Source organism: Halococcus morrhuae DSM 1307 (genome assembly GCF_000336695.1).
Classification (GTDB): domain Archaea; phylum Halobacteriota; class Halobacteria; order Halobacteriales; family Halococcaceae; genus Halococcus; species Halococcus morrhuae.
Genome location: NZ_AOMC01000054.1, coordinates 122,951 through 138,057 on the forward strand (window position 1 = coordinate 122,951; position 15,107 = coordinate 138,057).

Annotated in this window: 13 protein-coding genes and 1 tRNA gene; 8 read left to right on the forward strand and 6 right to left on the reverse strand. The window is 65.9% G+C overall.

The annotated features are described in order from the left end of the window. The first annotated feature begins 95 nt into the window (after positions 1 to 95). Both C448_RS03865 and ribB read left to right on the forward strand, forming a co-directional pair. Positions 96 to 800, forward strand: a complete 705-nt coding sequence (locus C448_RS03865) for a DUF120 domain-containing protein (protein WP_004052000.1) — start codon at positions 96 to 98, stop codon at positions 798 to 800. Then, entirely contained in the window at positions 797 to 1,480 is a 684-nt protein-coding gene (gene ribB / locus C448_RS03870) for a 3,4-dihydroxy-2-butanone-4-phosphate synthase (protein ID WP_004052001.1), read from the forward strand. The genes C448_RS03865 and ribB overlap by 4 nt, the downstream gene beginning before the upstream one ends. On the opposite strand, the gene arcD is transcribed toward ribB, so the two are convergent. After that, positions 1,477 to 2,916: an arginine/ornithine antiporter ArcD gene (gene arcD, locus C448_RS03875; protein ID WP_004052002.1), complete on the reverse strand. Its 1,440-nt coding sequence runs from the start codon at positions 2,914 to 2,916 to the stop codon at positions 1,477 to 1,479. The two genes, ribB and arcD, sit on opposite strands and share 4 nt — an antisense overlap. A 132-nt stretch (positions 2,917 to 3,048) precedes the next feature. On the opposite strand from arcD, the gene C448_RS03880 reads away from it, so the two are divergent. After that, positions 3,049 to 3,981, forward strand: coding sequence for a branched-chain amino acid transaminase (locus C448_RS03880; protein ID WP_004052003.1), 933 nt, complete (start codon positions 3,049 to 3,051; stop codon positions 3,979 to 3,981). Between the two features lie 293 nt (positions 3,982 to 4,274). Here C448_RS03880 and C448_RS03885 read toward each other — a convergent pair whose 3' ends face one another. From C448_RS03885 to C448_RS03895, 3 genes are all read right to left on the reverse strand, one after another. After that, on the reverse strand, positions 4,275 to 6,149 hold the full coding sequence (locus tag C448_RS03885; RefSeq protein WP_004052004.1) for a molybdopterin biosynthesis protein: 1,875 nt from the start codon (positions 6,147 to 6,149) through the stop codon (positions 4,275 to 4,277). Positions 6,150 to 6,472: 323 nt separating this feature from the next. Next, complete coding sequence (locus tag C448_RS03890; RefSeq protein ID WP_004052005.1) at positions 6,473 to 7,681, reverse strand: molybdopterin molybdotransferase MoeA; 1,209 nt, start codon at positions 7,679 to 7,681, stop codon at positions 6,473 to 6,475. Positions 7,682 to 7,720: 39 nt separating this feature from the next. Then, entirely contained in the window at positions 7,721 to 8,044 is a 324-nt protein-coding gene (locus C448_RS03895) for a hypothetical protein (protein WP_004052006.1), read from the reverse strand. A 156-nt stretch (positions 8,045 to 8,200) separates the two neighbouring features. Here C448_RS03895 and C448_RS03900 point away from each other — a divergent pair, with 156 nt between their 5' ends. Further along, positions 8,201 to 8,584, forward strand: coding sequence for an Hsp20/alpha crystallin family protein (locus tag C448_RS03900; RefSeq protein WP_004052007.1), 384 nt, complete (start codon positions 8,201 to 8,203; stop codon positions 8,582 to 8,584). Positions 8,585 to 8,594: 10 nt separating this feature from the next. Then, complete coding sequence (locus C448_RS03905; protein ID WP_004052008.1) at positions 8,595 to 10,361, forward strand: ABC1 kinase family protein; 1,767 nt, start codon at positions 8,595 to 8,597, stop codon at positions 10,359 to 10,361. 3 nt (positions 10,362 to 10,364) lie between these two features. On the opposite strand, the gene C448_RS03910 is transcribed toward C448_RS03905, so the two are convergent. Beyond that, positions 10,365 to 10,437 (reverse strand) — tRNA-Gly (locus C448_RS03910). 497 nt (positions 10,438 to 10,934) lie between these two features. On the opposite strand from C448_RS03910, the gene C448_RS03915 reads away from it, so the two are divergent. After that, positions 10,935 to 12,128 carry an AI-2E family transporter gene (locus C448_RS03915; RefSeq protein WP_152415510.1) on the forward strand — a complete coding sequence of 398 codons (1,194 nt, stop codon included), beginning with the start codon at positions 10,935 to 10,937 and terminating at the stop codon, positions 12,126 to 12,128. Positions 12,129 to 12,261: 133 nt separating this feature from the next. Beyond that, on the forward strand, positions 12,262 to 12,615 hold the full coding sequence (locus C448_RS03920; protein ID WP_004052010.1) for a DUF7344 domain-containing protein: 354 nt from the start codon (positions 12,262 to 12,264) through the stop codon (positions 12,613 to 12,615). Between the two features lie 78 nt (positions 12,616 to 12,693). Here C448_RS03920 and C448_RS03925 read toward each other — a convergent pair whose 3' ends face one another. Further along, positions 12,694 to 13,593: an acyltransferase gene (locus tag C448_RS03925; protein WP_004052011.1), complete on the reverse strand. Its 900-nt coding sequence runs from the start codon at positions 13,591 to 13,593 to the stop codon at positions 12,694 to 12,696. 676 nt (positions 13,594 to 14,269) lie between these two features. Between C448_RS03925 and C448_RS03930 the strand changes: the two genes are divergently transcribed. Then, the coding region (locus C448_RS03930; RefSeq protein WP_455429044.1) for a transposase at positions 14,270 to 15,107 on the forward strand (838 nt) is incomplete at its 3' end.

A 15,107-nucleotide genomic window follows, 5' to 3' on the forward strand; every position in this document is an offset into this window, starting at 1 on the left:
CGATGATTACGGTTCGCACGTCATCGCACCATCACGTTTTTGGTACGCATACCATGTCCGGTACGCTTATGCGCGGTGATCCGTTTCGTTTACTCATGCCGATGGCAACCGAGGGCGCGATCGGGAACGACGAACTCGCCACCCTCAAGCTGCTCGCGCTCGACGGGGCGCTCGACAGCGACCTCAAGATATCCTGTGCGAACCTCGCGGCCGACCTCGATGCCTCGACCCAGACCGCCTCCAGACGCCTCCAACATCTCGACGACGTCGGATTCCTCACCCGTGAGACCGTTGCCGACGGCCAGTGGGTCGCCGTGACCGAGGCCGGCGAGCACGCGCTGCGAGCCGAACACGCCGACTACCGACGCCTGTTCGAGGAACATTCGACTGTCTCGCTCGACGGGACGGTCACGAGCGGGATGGGCGAGGGCCGCCACTACATCTCGCTGTCGGGCTACATGGCGCAGTTCGAGGATCGCCTGGGCTACGAACCGTTTCCCGGCACGCTCAACGTCTCGCTCGCCGCCGAGAGCACCAGAACGCGCACGGCGCTCGATGCGGCCGAACCGGTCGAGATTGACGGCTGGGAGGACGACGAGCGCACCTACGGCCCGGCGTTCTGCTATCCTGCGACCGTCTTGTACGACGGGACGGAGTACGACCGCGCCCACGTCATCGCGCCCGAACGGACCCATCACGACGAGGACAAGCTCGAAGTCATCGCACCGGTGAAACTCCGCGAGGAGCTCGGACTCGCCGACGAGGATCCCGTCACCGTGCGCATCGAGGTGGCACCGTGACCTCGCGGACGAGCGACCACGCGGTCGATCACGGGAATGCAGAGCCGGTCGAACGGGCGATCGACGCGATGGCCGCGGGCGGGCCAGTGCTCGTCCACGACGCCGCCGACCGCGAGGGCGAGACCGATCTCATCTATCCCGCCGATGCCGTCACGCCAGACGCGCTCGCGCGCCTGCGCAACGACGCCGGCGGGCTGGTCTGTGTCGCGCTCTCCGATCCCGTAGCCCGTGCGTTCGACCTCCCCTTTGCCCGTGAGGCGATCGACCATCCCGCGGCCGACGGGGGGAAACTGAGCTACGGCGACCGGTCGTCGTTCTCGCTGACGGTGAACCACCGCGACACCTACACCGGCATCACCGACGACGATCGGGCGACAACCATCACCGCGCTCGGTCGTGCGGCCGCCGCACCCGACGAGATTGATTTCGCCGACGAGTTCCGTGCCCCTGGACACGTGCATCTGCTCCGTGGGGCCGCCGATGGCGTGGCCGACCGTCGCGGCCACACCGAACTCGCGCTCGCGCTGGCCGACACGGCCGACCGACCGCCGGCGGTCGTCGTCTGTGAGATGCTCGACGACGCTGGCGGGGCGCTCTCGCCGGCGGGCGCGCAGGCCTACGCCGAGCGCCATGGTCTGGTGTACGTCGAGGGACGCGATCTCCTCGACGCTTTCCGTTAGTCGTCGGCGGCCGTCACCGCGTCCGTCGGTGTGCGCTGGCCGGTGCCGCGACCCGTGTAGGCCATCACGAACAGCACCGCCGGTGAGAGAAAGCCGAAGAAGTAGTAGGGGACGAACGCCCACGAGGTAGCGAAGCCGAGCACGCCGGCCATGTAGACCGCACCGGCGTGCCACGGGAAGAGCGGGCCGGAGGGCGTGCCGGCGGCCTCGACCGCCCGTGAGAGGTCGGTCGTTTCCAGATCGTAGTCGTCGTAGAGACTGCGCAGGCTGAGTCCCGGAACGACGATGCTCATGTACTGCTGGGCGGTGACGGCGTTGGTCACCATCGCGGCGACGCCCGTGCCGGCGACGAGCGAGGCCGACGAGTCGATCGCCGCCGTGAGATGGTGGGCGAGCGTCGCCAAAATCCCCGTGCGTTCGAGCAGTCCGCCCAGCGAGAGCGCGGCGACGACGACCGCGATCGTCCACGCCGAGCCGGTGACGCCGCCTGCGGCGAGCAGTTCGTTGACGACCTCGCTCCCCGTCTCCGGGGCAGTACCGTTGAGAAAGACGTCCCACGCACGGGTGAACGAGACGCCTTGAGCGACGATCGTGGTCAGCACGCCCGAGAAGACGCCCGCGAGGAGCGACGGCAGCGCCGGTATGCCGTAGAGTGCGAAGCCGAACGTCACGAGCAGCGGAGCGAAGACGAGCGGGCCGAGCGCGTACGACGACGCGAGCGGATCGCTGATGGCAGCGACGTTCGCGCCGGTCGGGTCGATGACGACCGCGCCGAGGGCCGCGTAGGCGAGCACCGAGAGGCCGAACGCGACGAGCGTGCCCACGCGCATCGCGTTGATGTGGTCGTAGAGATCGCTGTCGGTGACGGCGGCCGCGAGGTTCGTCGTGTCCGAGAGCGGGCTCTGTTTGTCGCCCGCGTAGGCACCCGAGACGACCGCGCCCGCGGTCATCGGCGCGGGAATGCCGAGCCCCTCGCCGATGCCCAGGAAGGCGACGCCGAGCGTTCCGACCGTGGTCCACGAGGAGCCGACCGCGACCGCGACGACCGCCGCGAGCAGCGCCGCCACGGGGAGGAAGATCGCCGGCGAGAGCAGCCCGAGCCCGTAGTACATCAGCCCCGGGATCGTGCCCGCGCTCGTCCACGTCGCGATCAGCCCGTAGATGACGAACAGGATGAGGATCGCCTGGAGCCCCATCCGTAGCCCGCTCGCGGCGGCCTCGTAGATCCCCTCCCAATCGTAGCCGAGTCGGTAGTGGACGAACAGTCCAGTGAAGACGATCGCCCACAGCAGCGGCCCGTGTGGCGGGAGGCCGAGATAGCCCGAGCCGACGCCCAGGGCGGCCACGACCGCACCGACCGGCACGAGCGCCTCGGCGAGGCTCGGCCGCCGCGACGGCGCGAGATCCTCGTAGGACAGCGGTTCGAACTCGCTCATCGACAGCGACTAATTCCCGGAGGTAATTAAGCATCGCGAAATAATTACCAGAGCGTATTCCATGCGTCTTCCGGCAACTATTGCACGAACCGACACTCGTGGATTTAAGACGTGGCCAGCCGTTCGACCGGTATGAGCGGTTTCGATGACATGGACGTCGACACGATCTGGATGGACGGCGAGTTCGTCGACTGGGACGAGGCACAGGTCCACGTCCTCACTCACGGACTGCACTACGGCTCGGGCATCTTCGAGGGCGTCCGCTGCTACGACACCGACGAGGGTCCGGCGATCTTCCGGTGGGACGAACATCTCGACCGGTTCTACAACTCCGCGAAACCCTACGACATGGATATCGACCACTCGCGCGAGGAGCTCACCGAGGCGACGCTCGAACTCATCGAGCGTCAGGACCTCCAGTCGTGTTACATCCGCCCGCTCGCCTACTACGGCTACAACAGCCTGGGCGTGAGCCCGCAGGACTGTCCGACCAAGACCGCCATCGCCTGCTGGCCGTGGGGCACCTACCTCGGCGAGGAAGCGCTCGAAAACGGCGTCGACGTGATGGTCTCGTCGTGGCGCAAACACGCCTCCAGCCAGGTCCCGACCAACGCGAAGACCACAGGATTGTACGTCAACTCGATGCTCGCCGGCGAGGAGGCCCGTCGCAACGACTACGTCGAGGCGATCGTCCTCAACAAGGAGGGCAACGTCGCCGAGGGCCCCGGGGAGAACATCTTCCTCGTCAACGACGGCGAGATCTACACGCCCGGTCTCGCCGAGAGCATCCTCGACGGCATCACTCGCCAGACGGCCATCACGCTCGCGCGCGATCTCGGCTACACGGTCCACGACGAGGCGGCCATCAGCCGTGGCGAGCTCTACACCGCCGACGAACTGTTCTTCACGGGCAGCGCCGCCGAGATCACGCCCATCCGCTCGGTCGACGACGTCACGATCGGCCCGGGCGAGCGCGGCCCCGTCACCGAAGAGCTCCAGTCGAAGTTCTTCGAGGTCGTCGAGCGCCGAACCGACGAGTACGACGACTGGTTCACCTACGCCTGAAGCCACCACTTTTTTACTGCGGGGGGTCGCGCTCGTTTCACTCGCTTGACCCCCGCTTGCAAAAACCTGGACTAAAAACTCCCGCTCGCTCACTTCGTTCACTCGCGGCGAACCGCACTCGCTACGCTCGTGAGGACAAGTCTCACTACCCGCACAGCACCCCTCCGCACCGCCAAAGCCCTCAGCACGCGCTCACTCCGTTCGCTACTCGCTCCCTACGGTCGCTCGCGTGCCTCGTCCTTCATCCGCCAGGGACCGCGCAGCACTGCAACCGCCGGCCGCCGCCCGGCGCTTCAGCGGCCGTAGCCGGGGAGCTCGTCGAGCAGCTCGTCGATCTCGTCGAGTTCGCGGTCGAGCTTTTCGACGCCGGCTTTGCCCGTGCGCTCGGGGTTCGCGAGCACGCGCACTCGCTCGGTGCCGATCGGAACGAATCCACAGTCGAGGTTCGCGGCCGTCGCGCGCAGGCCGAGCCCGACGTCGGCATCGCCCGCGAGCACCCGGCGCGCGGGACTTTCGTGGGCCTGGACGGTGAACTCGAACCCGTCGATGGCTTCGACGAGCTCGTGGCGCTCCACCCCACGCTCGTCGGCGAGCTCCGCGAGCGCGTTCCCGAGACTCGTCCGGAGCCCTGATTCGGTCGGTCGATTGACGAAGCGCAGATCTTCGTCCACGAGCTCTCCGAGCCCCGTCACGTCCTCCGGGTTCCCGTCAGGCACGACGAGCCCCCATTCGCGCGTCCAGCCGCCGATCTCGGTGCCGGTCTCAGTGTCGATCGAACTTACGCCGATGTCGGTCACGCCGTCGCGTAGATATCGCTGCCCGCCACGACTGCCTTGCCGCAGGTAGCGCGGTCGATCCAGCCGATCGAGCAGCCGCGAGAAAAGCGGATCGTCCTCGCCGACGCCGAACAGCGTCGGCGGGCGAACGTCCGGCGAGAACAGCTCGACCATCACCCGCTCGCCCTCGTCGAGGTAGTTGACATCGGCCGGCATCGCGACGATCCCGTCCGCCTCGACGAGGCTCGTGGTCGCGCCGCTGCCCTTGTCGACGGGGGCGGCCAACAGTTTTCCATCACCATTCGTCACCAATCCGACCGGCACGAGCCGGCGGCGGCCACCCTCGTAGCGTTCCCGACCACTCATTCGCGCCTCGACGGTCGCCGTCTCGGGCTCTGGCAGTCCCGCAGCCCGGCGGATGGCCGGTGCGACGAACGTCCGGAAGATCGACAGCGCCGAGACCGGATAGCCCGGCAAACCGACGTACGCCGCCTCGTCCAGCCGGCCGACGAGCATCGGCTTGCCCGGCTTGATCGCCACCCCGTGCAGGAGTAGCTCGCCTTGCTCGTCGATGACGCGATAGACGACATCGACGGCGCTCGCGGAGGTCGATCCCGACGACAGCACGAGATCGCACTCGTCGGCGGCCTTCCGGAGCACCTGCTCCATCGCGTCCATATCGTCGCCCGCGTGGGGGTAGAGAACGGGCTCGCCGCCGGCCTCCCTGACGCCCGCGGCCGTCGTGTAGCTGTTCACGTCGTAGATCTGCCCGCGCCCGCTGTCGAGCTCCTCGCCCGGTCGGACGAGTTCGTCGCCCGTCGAAACGATGCCGACGCGCGGGCTCGCGCGCACGGGCACCTCGTCGATCCCGAGCGCCGACAACAGTCCGATCTCGCGGGCGGTGAGGCGCGTCCCGGGGCCGAGCGCGCGCTCGCCGGCCGCGATGTCAGCGCCCGCGGCCATCACGTTCTCGCCCGGCGTCACGGCGGTGTCCACGCGAACCGTCCCGTCCGCCTCGTTGGTCCGCTCGACGGGCACCATCGCGTCGGCCCCGTCGGGCATCACGGCCCCGGTGGCGATCTCGACGGCCTCTCCGCTTTCCGGATCGGTGGCCGGACGCTGGCCCGCTTCGACGGTCCCGACGACGCTGAGCGCGACGGGATCGCCCTCGCTCGCGCCGAAGGTGTCCCGCGCGCGGAGTGCGTAGCCATCGAGCCCAGAGCGGTCGAATCCTGGCACGTCTAGCCCGGCATCGACCCGTTCGGCGAGCACCCGCCCGTTCGCCTCGGCGAGCGGCACGGTTTCGCTCCCACCACCGATGTCGAGCCCGGCGATCGTCTCGTGGGCCTCTTCGGGGGATGCGAGATCGCGGAACTCCTTTCGTCCGCTCATAGCAAGCTCCATTCAGCGCGGATACCACGCCCTTCAGGGCGTGGAGGTGCGCGTAGTCTTCCGCAACCGCCCGTTTCAGCGCCACGGCTGTCCCAGAACCCAAGCGTTAAGCCGCTCAGGCCCCTTGTTTCGGGCGATGCGGGCTGTGCCCGTATCGGCCGATACNCTTGGCGATGGGAGCACTCTTGGTGGTGCCACGGGATAGACCGACGCCGAGGCAGGGACCCTGCCGGTTGAGGGTCGGTCCCGGAGTCCTGGAACCTCCCCGGCTCGTCGGGTTCCCACTGTGTGGGATTCCACGTCCTTTAGGGCGTGCGAGGACATCAAGGAAGGCGCTCCCAGTGTTCGACGGCGACGGTCTCGCCGGCCGGCAGCCCCTCACTTGATTCGGGAACGACGACCCAGCCGTCGGCGAGCGCGACGCTCGACAGGACGCCCGCGCCACCCGTCCGCACCGGCACGGCCACCGGCTCATCATTCTCCTCGTTCAACTCGACCCGCGCGAACGTCCGCGTTCCGGGCTCGCTCGGCAGTTTCGCGTCGAGTCGTGCCTCGGTCGTCGGCTGTGAATCGATTGGAAGCCGACCGATCCGTTTGAGCGCCGGTCGGAGCAGCTGCACGGCGGTGACGATAGCTGCGACCGGATAGCCCGGCAGCGCGAGCACGGGCGTGTCCTGGACGATGCCGATCCCGACCGGATGGCCGGGTTCGAGCGCGATACCGTGGACCAGTAGCTCGCCGAGTTCGTCGACGATGGATGGGACGAGATCGCGCTCGCCGACCGACGAACCGCCCGTGGCCACCACGATATCCTTGGTGAGGTCGCGCTCGATGGCCGCCCGCAGCGCCGCCCGGTCGTCGGTGACGACATCCCGGTAGGTCGCCTCGCCGCCCCAGCGCTCGACGTATTGCGAGACGGTGAGCCCGTTGGTCTCGATCGTCTCGCCCGCTTCCGGCTCGTGCTGGACGAGCTCCTCGCCGGTCGGGATCACGCCGGCGGTCGGTGGGTCGTACGTCTCGATCTCCCGCACGCCGACCGATTTCAGCAGGCCGAGATCGGACGGCCGAAGGCGATGACCGGGCCCGTAGAGACGCGCTCCCGCTTCGACGTCCTCCCCAACGGGTGCGACGTTTGCCCCTTCGGCGACCGGTTCGTGAACCTCGATCTCTTCGCCGATTGCCTCCGTCCGTTCGACCATCACGACCGCGTCCGCTCCTGCAGGAAGTTCGCTGCCGGTGTGGACCCACGTTCCGGCTCTCGGGTTCATCGTCTCGTCGCGATCGAGAACGGCCGGCGAACGCTCGCTCGCGCCGAAGGTGTCGCGTGCGCGCACCGCGAACCCGTCCATCGCCGCGCGCTCGTAGTGGGGCACGTCCCGCCGGGCATCGATCGCCGTCGCGAGAACGCACCCGTCGGCCGCTTCGAGCCGGCGCGTCGTCGTGCGGTCGGTCGGCACGAGGCGCTCTTCGAGGCGCTCGCGCGCCCGATCGAGGCGCGTCAACCGCTTGAACCCCGCGGTGGCGTCGCTCATGGACGCTCTACGGACGGCAGTACAAAAACGTCTGGCGGGTCAGTGCAGGCCGGCGACGAGGATCGTCTCTTGGCGGACGACGAACTCCGGAGCGGACGAATCCCGCGTGTCGACGGTGAGGCTCGCGGCCCCGCCGTTGTCGGCGTGGAGCTCGACCCGCAGCGTCCCGCTGTCGATCCCGGCCGACTCGATGGCGTACTGGCTGTCGCCGGCGACGGTGTGGCTGGCCGTGTTGACCACGCCGTCACCACCGGTGATACGCACGTCGAGCGCGTGGGCGGCGTCGTCCTCGTTCCGAAGTACGACCGCAGGAGGGGTCCGTCCGTCGTTCGCCTCGATGCCGTTGCGCGGGGCCTGCGTCATTACTGTTCAGGATGACCGTGTCAGACAAGAAGGGTCCCGATGGTTGTGGACGGTTTCCCACTGTTTCGGATCGTTTCGGACCGTTCACCGCCGTGATCGACCGTTTCGACGGCCGCTATCGGGGGGTTTTTCGCCGTGGCGCTGCTTTGTCGCACCATGTCCGCGCTGTCGAACGCGCTGGGTGATCTCCCGGACCCGGTGTTCGCCGACCTGTACGAATCCGAGACGGCGTATCTCATCGTCATCGACCTGCCCGGCGTGAGCAGCGAGACACTCGACGTCCGGACGGAGGGAACTCACCTCCACATCGAAGCGCGTCGGGAGAAGAACCTTCCGATGGACTTTCGCTACCTGCGCGAGGATCGCCCGCTCTTTCTCGACACCGACCTCCCGCTGCCGCCGACCGTCGTCGCGAGCGAGGCCGACGGCTCGCTCGATCACGGCACGCTCACGCTCCGCCTGCCGAAACGCGAGAGCACCGACGAGACGACGATTCCGATAACGACCGGCGAGGGGCCGGGGTCGGCCGCCGAGACGTGAGGGTCCCGCAGTGAACGTCCGCGCGTACGGGCGATTCTTCGTCGTCGTCCGCCAGTTCTTCCCGCTGATCGTCGCCTATCTCCGCGATCGTCGGCGCTTCATCCTCTTCGGCGGGCAGCGCGAGGTCACGAGCGCCATGCGTCGCGAGCGCGCGCGAACGCTGCTCGATACGCTGTTGACCTTGGGGCCGACGTTCATCAAACTCGGCCAGATCCTCTCGACGCGGCCGGACGTCCTCCCGCCCGAATACGTCGCCGAGTTCTCGAAGCTCCAGGACGAGGTGCCGCCGGCCGACTGGAGCGAGGCCGAGATGGTCATTCGTGAGGAGCTCGGTCCCGCCGAGGAAGCCTTCGACAGCTTCGACACCGACGCCATCTCCGGGGCGAGCCTCGGACAGGTCTATCGGGCCGAACTCGACGGCGAGCAGGTCGCCGTGAAGGTCCGCCGGCCGGGTATCGAGGAGCTCGTCGAGGCCGACCTCAAAGTGATCAAGTGGAGCCTGCCGGTCATCATCCGGTTCATCGGCGAGGCACGCTCGTTCTCGCTCGAAACGCTCGCCGACGAGTTCGACACCACGATCCACCAAGAGATCGACTACGCGCGCGAGGCGCGGATGTTGGAGGAGATCAAGGCGAACTTCGCTGGCAACGACGACATCCGCATCCCGAGCGTCGTCGAGAGCCACTCGACACCGCGCGTGCTCACGATGGAGTATGTGAGCGGGACGAAGGTGACCGATACCGACGAACTCGACTCGATGGGGATCGATCGCACGGGACTGGCCGAGCGCCTCGAACGCATCTATCTCCAGATGATCGTCGACGACGGCGTCTTCCACGCCGACCCTCATCCGGGTAATCTCGCGGTCAAGCCCGACGGCACGCTCGTCTTCTACGACTTCGGGATGAGCGGCCGCGTCGAGGGCTACATTCAGGAGAAGATCATCGAGTTCTACATCGGCATCGCCAACCAGGACATCGACGCCATCCTCGACGCGCTCGTCGAGATGGGCACTCTGAGCCCCGACGCCGACCGCGAGACGATGGGCAACGTGATGGAGCTCGCCATTCAGGACGTGCGTGGCGAGGAGGTCGAACAGTATCGCATCCAGGAGGTCGTCGGCCAGGTCGAGGACACGATCTACGAGTTCCCGCTCCGCCTGCCCGCCAATCTCGCGCTGGTGCTTCGCGTCGCGACGGTCGTCGAGGGGGTCTGTGTCACGCTCGAACCGAACTTCGATTTCATCTCGGTCGCCACCGACTACCTCGTCGAGGAGGGCTACCGCGAGGAGGGGATCAAGCAGTTCCTCGAAAGCCGCGGCGAGGAGGTCCAGGACCTCGCGGAGGCGGCGGTACGAACCCCACCCAAACTGGAGCAGACGCTCGATTCACTGAATCAGGGCGAGCTCTCGGTGCATGCCGATCTCGACGACACCGACGGCCTGTTCGAGTCGCTCGCCAACCGTCTCATCTTCGGCGCGCTGTTGACCGCGGGCGTCATCTCGACGGCGATGCTCTACTCCTTTGCGACCACGGGCGCGACCGTCGTCGCCGCCGCCTTCTCGATCGGCGTCGCGCTCTTTCTCGTGCGCTCGTTTCGCAGCGGTCGCTCCGGAACGCGGGCGACCCCTGAGTTCACCCGGCAGGGACTCAGCCAACAGCGCCCGACCGAGGCGGAGGGCACCGGCGGTATCGAGGCGATGGCCGGGACGGGTGAGGACACGGAATCAGTCGGTGCGCCGACGGGCGACCCCGAGGGTGACATCGAGAACGACTAGGAATGCGTCAGCCGCGATTTGAACGCGGGTCATCAGCATGGGAAGCTGAGGTGATACCAGGCTACACCACTGACGCGCGTTCCACGCTTGTGCGACCGGCATCATAACGATAACGGTCACGATCCACCGAGACGATCGATCTGTCACCGTCGAGCGTCGGCCACCGATCGTTTCCCCAACCGTCGATCACAACCGGTTGCAACGCAGTTCGCGTTGTCGTTGATATGAAACAGAACGTTTTTGACCCACCGTAACCCGTAGCCGATAGGCTGGCAGCGGACCAGTCTGGAAAACCCCGAAGACAGGGTGATGCCACGCAACGGGGTCTTTTTGCCGATGCGAACCTGCCTCCGAGCGGGAGCACCGTCGTCCCAGCTATCGCTTTCGGACCATCTGTAATGAGCTTTGTGGTGGTTGTGGCCGCCGATCGTGCTCCGTCCGTGCCGGCAGCAGCGTTTTCCGCCGGTCGGTGTTTTCGAGTATATGGATAGCGTTTCGCTTGGTGATCACTCACAGATCGCCTGGTGGCTGCTCGGACTGGTGGTCGCGGCGACGGTGCTNGTTTTCGAGTATATGGATAGCGTTTCGCTTGGTGATCACTCACAGATCGCCTGGTGGCTGCTCGGACTGGTGGTCGCGGCGACGGTGCTGTTCGTCGGCTACTCGTTCGTCGGGACGTTCGTGCTCGGCCTGTTCGTCTACTACGCCGTCCGACCGGTGAACCGCCGGCTCGAAGACCATCTGTCGAGTGGCCTCTCGGCTGCACTGACGATGGTCGTCGTCGCGCTGCCGGCACTGTTGCTCGGCGCGTATCTCGTCGTCATCGGTCTCGGCCAGCTCAGCTCGCTCCAGGGGACGCCCGTCGGTGAGTACACGAAGTTCCTCCAGCCGTATCTCGATGTCTCGAAACTCCAGGGTGGGCCCATCGACGCACTCACCGTCCTCAGAAATCGGTTGAGCCAGTCCGGCGTCCTCCAGCAGGTGCTCAACCAGGGGCTGGGCGTGCTCTCGACGCTCTCCGGCGGCCTGCTCCACGCCTTCCTCTCGCTCGCGTTCGCCTTCTATCTCCTGCGCGACGAGCACGACCTCGCGGCGTGGTTTCGTGCCGAGGTCGGCGATCGGGAAACGGCCCAGCACGCCTTCCTCTCGGCGATCGACCGCGATCTCCATTCGGTCTATTTCGGCAACGTGCTCACCGTGTTGCTCGTCGCGGTCGTGGCCGTCGTCGTCTACAACGGACTGAACGCCGTCGCGCCGGCACAGCTCTCGATCCCGCTGGCGACGGCGCTCGCGCTGGCGACCGGGCTCGCGAGCTTCGTCCCCATCGTCGTCGGCAAACTCGTCTACGTCCCGCTCGGCCTCTATCTCGCTGCACAGGCGTTTGGGACCGATCCCACGCTCCTGTGGTTTCCGGCCCTCTTTTTCGTCGTCTCGTTCGTCCTCCTCGACATGCTGCCGGTCATGTTTCTCCGGCCGTATCTCTCGGGTCAGAGCCTCCACACCGGGCTCGTGATGTTCGCCTACGTCCTCGGGACGGTCCTGTTCGGCTGGTATGGCCTGTTCTTCGGCCCGCTGGTCGTCGTGTTCGTCGTCCAATTCATCAACGTCGTGTTGCCGGGGCTGCTTCACGGGCGCTCGGTCGGTCCGGAGACGAGTCCGGCCACCGACGTCGGTTCCGCGCCCGCCGATGCGGCCGGGACGAACGAGCCGTCCGATGGAACGGACGACACGGCCACGACGGGCGATGGTCCGAGCGATGCGGGCTGAACGCCGGTTACCGACCGTCTCACGATCCGTTCGGCGATTCAACGATCGTGAACGTCGATAGGGAAGCACACGCTACCCAGATCAATCATGCAAATTCTTTATCACTGGTACGCTCGTGTGTTGATCCGTCCCAATGTCCGACAACTCTTCGCCCGCCGAGCGGACGGCCGTCGACGCGATCGATCCGTCGGTTCCGAGCACTGGGGACGCCAGAAAGCGACATCTGATGGGCTGTCTCGGTCGTTTTTTCTATCCCGTCGAGCTCGCCACCCTCGCGACTCACGTCGTGGCGAGCGAGCGCACGACCGCACTCGAATCGGTGAGCGACGACGAGCGGACGCGGGTCGCGATCCGCCTCCATCACGTCCACATCCCCGAACTCGTCGACCGCGATCTCGTCGAGTACGACCCCGAAAGCCGGATGGCGATCGCGGCGTCGGACTCGGCCGCCGCGCCGGAACGCTCGCGGTGGTCGAACGTTCCCTGATGCACCCCGCCACGCGTTTTTCGTCTGCCGATTGCCGTCGCTATCCCTGCTATCATCACCCGTACGTGTGTACCCTCCTCAGTTCGGCGGCGTCAGATCACGGCCGAACTCGTCGAAGACGTCGAGCTCCGGCGGGAGATCGGTTTCGAGACGACGCTGCTCGCGGCGGTCGGTGTTCGCGTCCTCGATCGGTTCGGCGACCGATTCCCAGCCGGGTTTGACGCGGATCGATGTCGCGGGCGTCCCGACGGCAACGTGGTGGGCGGGTACGTCGCGCTGGAGGACAGCCTTCGCGCCGAGCATTGCGTTCTCGCCGACGTGCACGCCGGCCCGAACCATCGAGTCGTAGCCGAGGCGGACGTCGTCGTCGACGATCGTTCGGAAGTTATCGATATCGGTCTGGTCGACGAGGTCGTGATCGTGGCTGTAGATGTGGGCGTCGTCGGCAATACTTACCCGGTCGCCGATGGCGAGCTCCCCCCGATCGTCGAGATGGACGTCGTCGTGGACTACCGTGTTATCACCCATCGTGATGTTGTGGCCATAGGTCATCGAGATGCCCTTGAACAGCCGGAGGTTCTCGCCCGCCTCAGCGAAGAGATGGTCGGCGAGCATCGCCCGGAAGCGCAGCGCGAACTCCACGTTGTCGGCCATCGGCGTGGCGTCGAACTGCCGCCAGAGCCACTGGAGATGCTTCGACTCCTCGAATTTCTCTTCGTCCTTCTCGGCGTAGTATTCGCTTTCGAGCGTCGCGTTGCAGGGATCGTACCCCTGCAATCGCACTCGCTCAGCCGGTGAGACGTCCTCGCCGTCCTGGAACCGTCGGTAGGCGTCGCCGTCGCCGTAGAGGCCGGCGAGCGTCTCGGCGACCACCGTACAGGTGTCTTCGGGCCCCGAGAGCCGCTCGTCGACGTCGGTGAGGAACTCCTCCAGGCCGGCTTCGGCGGCTGCCGGCAGCGTCACGTGGCGTTTCGTCATCACCGAGAATTGTGATTCCGGGCCAATATGGCTTCCGTCATCGGCACCGATATGCCATGGTTGATGGTATTTGTTGGCATGATGTTCGTGCTGTCGAAGGTTCGGGAGAGGTGGGGGAGGATAGTAGAGACCAAGACGCGTACGAGTATTTATCCAAAAGACAGGCGCAAAACCCCTCCCTCAAGGAGCGCCGGGCGTCCGATTGCATCGGACGCACAAGCGAGTAGGGAGGGGATACGCGCCGTAAGCTNAAAAGACAGGCGCAAAACCCCTCCCTCAAGGAGCGCCGGGCGTCCGATTGCATCGGACGCACAAGCGAGTAGGGAGGGGATACGCGCCGTAAGCTGTGTCGTGGGACTGTCCAACCACCGGTTACTCGTTGATGGCTGGCCGGATATTCCGCATATCGAAAGATTTAGCCCCGGTGCGAATACATGGTTATGTATGGCGATTTCGACGGTCACGCGCACCTACCGAGCGAGGATTCAAAATCACTCGCAAGTGCGCGATGACCTCGATTCGCTCGGGTTCGCCGTCCTCAGAAACGCTTCGCGTTTCTGATGGGCTGCACGAGAGCTTTGCTCTCGTGAACGCCAGCAAGCTCTGGAACGTCGCCCGGTGGACGGCCGGGCGCGTCTGGGANGTTTCTGATGGGCTGCACGAGAGCTTTGCTCTCGTGAACGCCAGCAAGCTCTGGAACGTCGCCCGGTGGACGGCCGGGCGCGTCTGGGATGCTTGCGGCCAGATTCCTGACGACGGTGTGCTTAAATCGTACCTCAAAGGAAGTGGACGCTACGTGGATTTGCACAGCCAATCCAGTCAGCGAGTTCTCGAAGAACTCGCTGAGGCGTTCACCGGCTGGTACGGCCACCGCAACAACGGGAACCAGAAAGCGAANNCACGCTCGACGGTCACGTTCAAACAGGCTGGTTTCAAACACGACACAGAGAACCAGCGTATTCGTCTCTCAAAAGGACGAAATCTCAAAGATCACCGTTCTGACTTCGTCCTCTGCGAGTACGATGTCATCGGGCCACGAGGGACGACCGTCGAGAACGTTCAACAGGTGCGTGCCGTCCACGAACACGGCATCTGGCGACTCCACATCGTCTGTAACGTCGAGATTGACGTACCCGACGCACCCGGCAACGGAGTTGCCGGGATTGACCTCGGGATCTGCAACGTCGCCGCCGTNGTCTGTAACGTCGAGATTGACGTACCCGACGCACCCGGCAACGGAGTTGCCGGGATTGACCTCGGGATCTGCAACGTCGCCGCCGTCTCGTTCGGCGACGAGAGCCTGTTGTACCCCGGTGGCGCACTCAAAGAGGACGACTACTACTTCGCCAAGAAGCGCGCCGAGTGTGACGAGTGTTCGTCGCGCGAAGCCCGCCGGCTGGACCAAAAGCGTACCGACCGCCGCACGCACTTCCTGCACGCCCTCTCGAAACACATCGTTCAGCAGTGCGTTGAACGCGGTGTTGGGACGATTGTTGTGGGCGACCTCGGCGGCA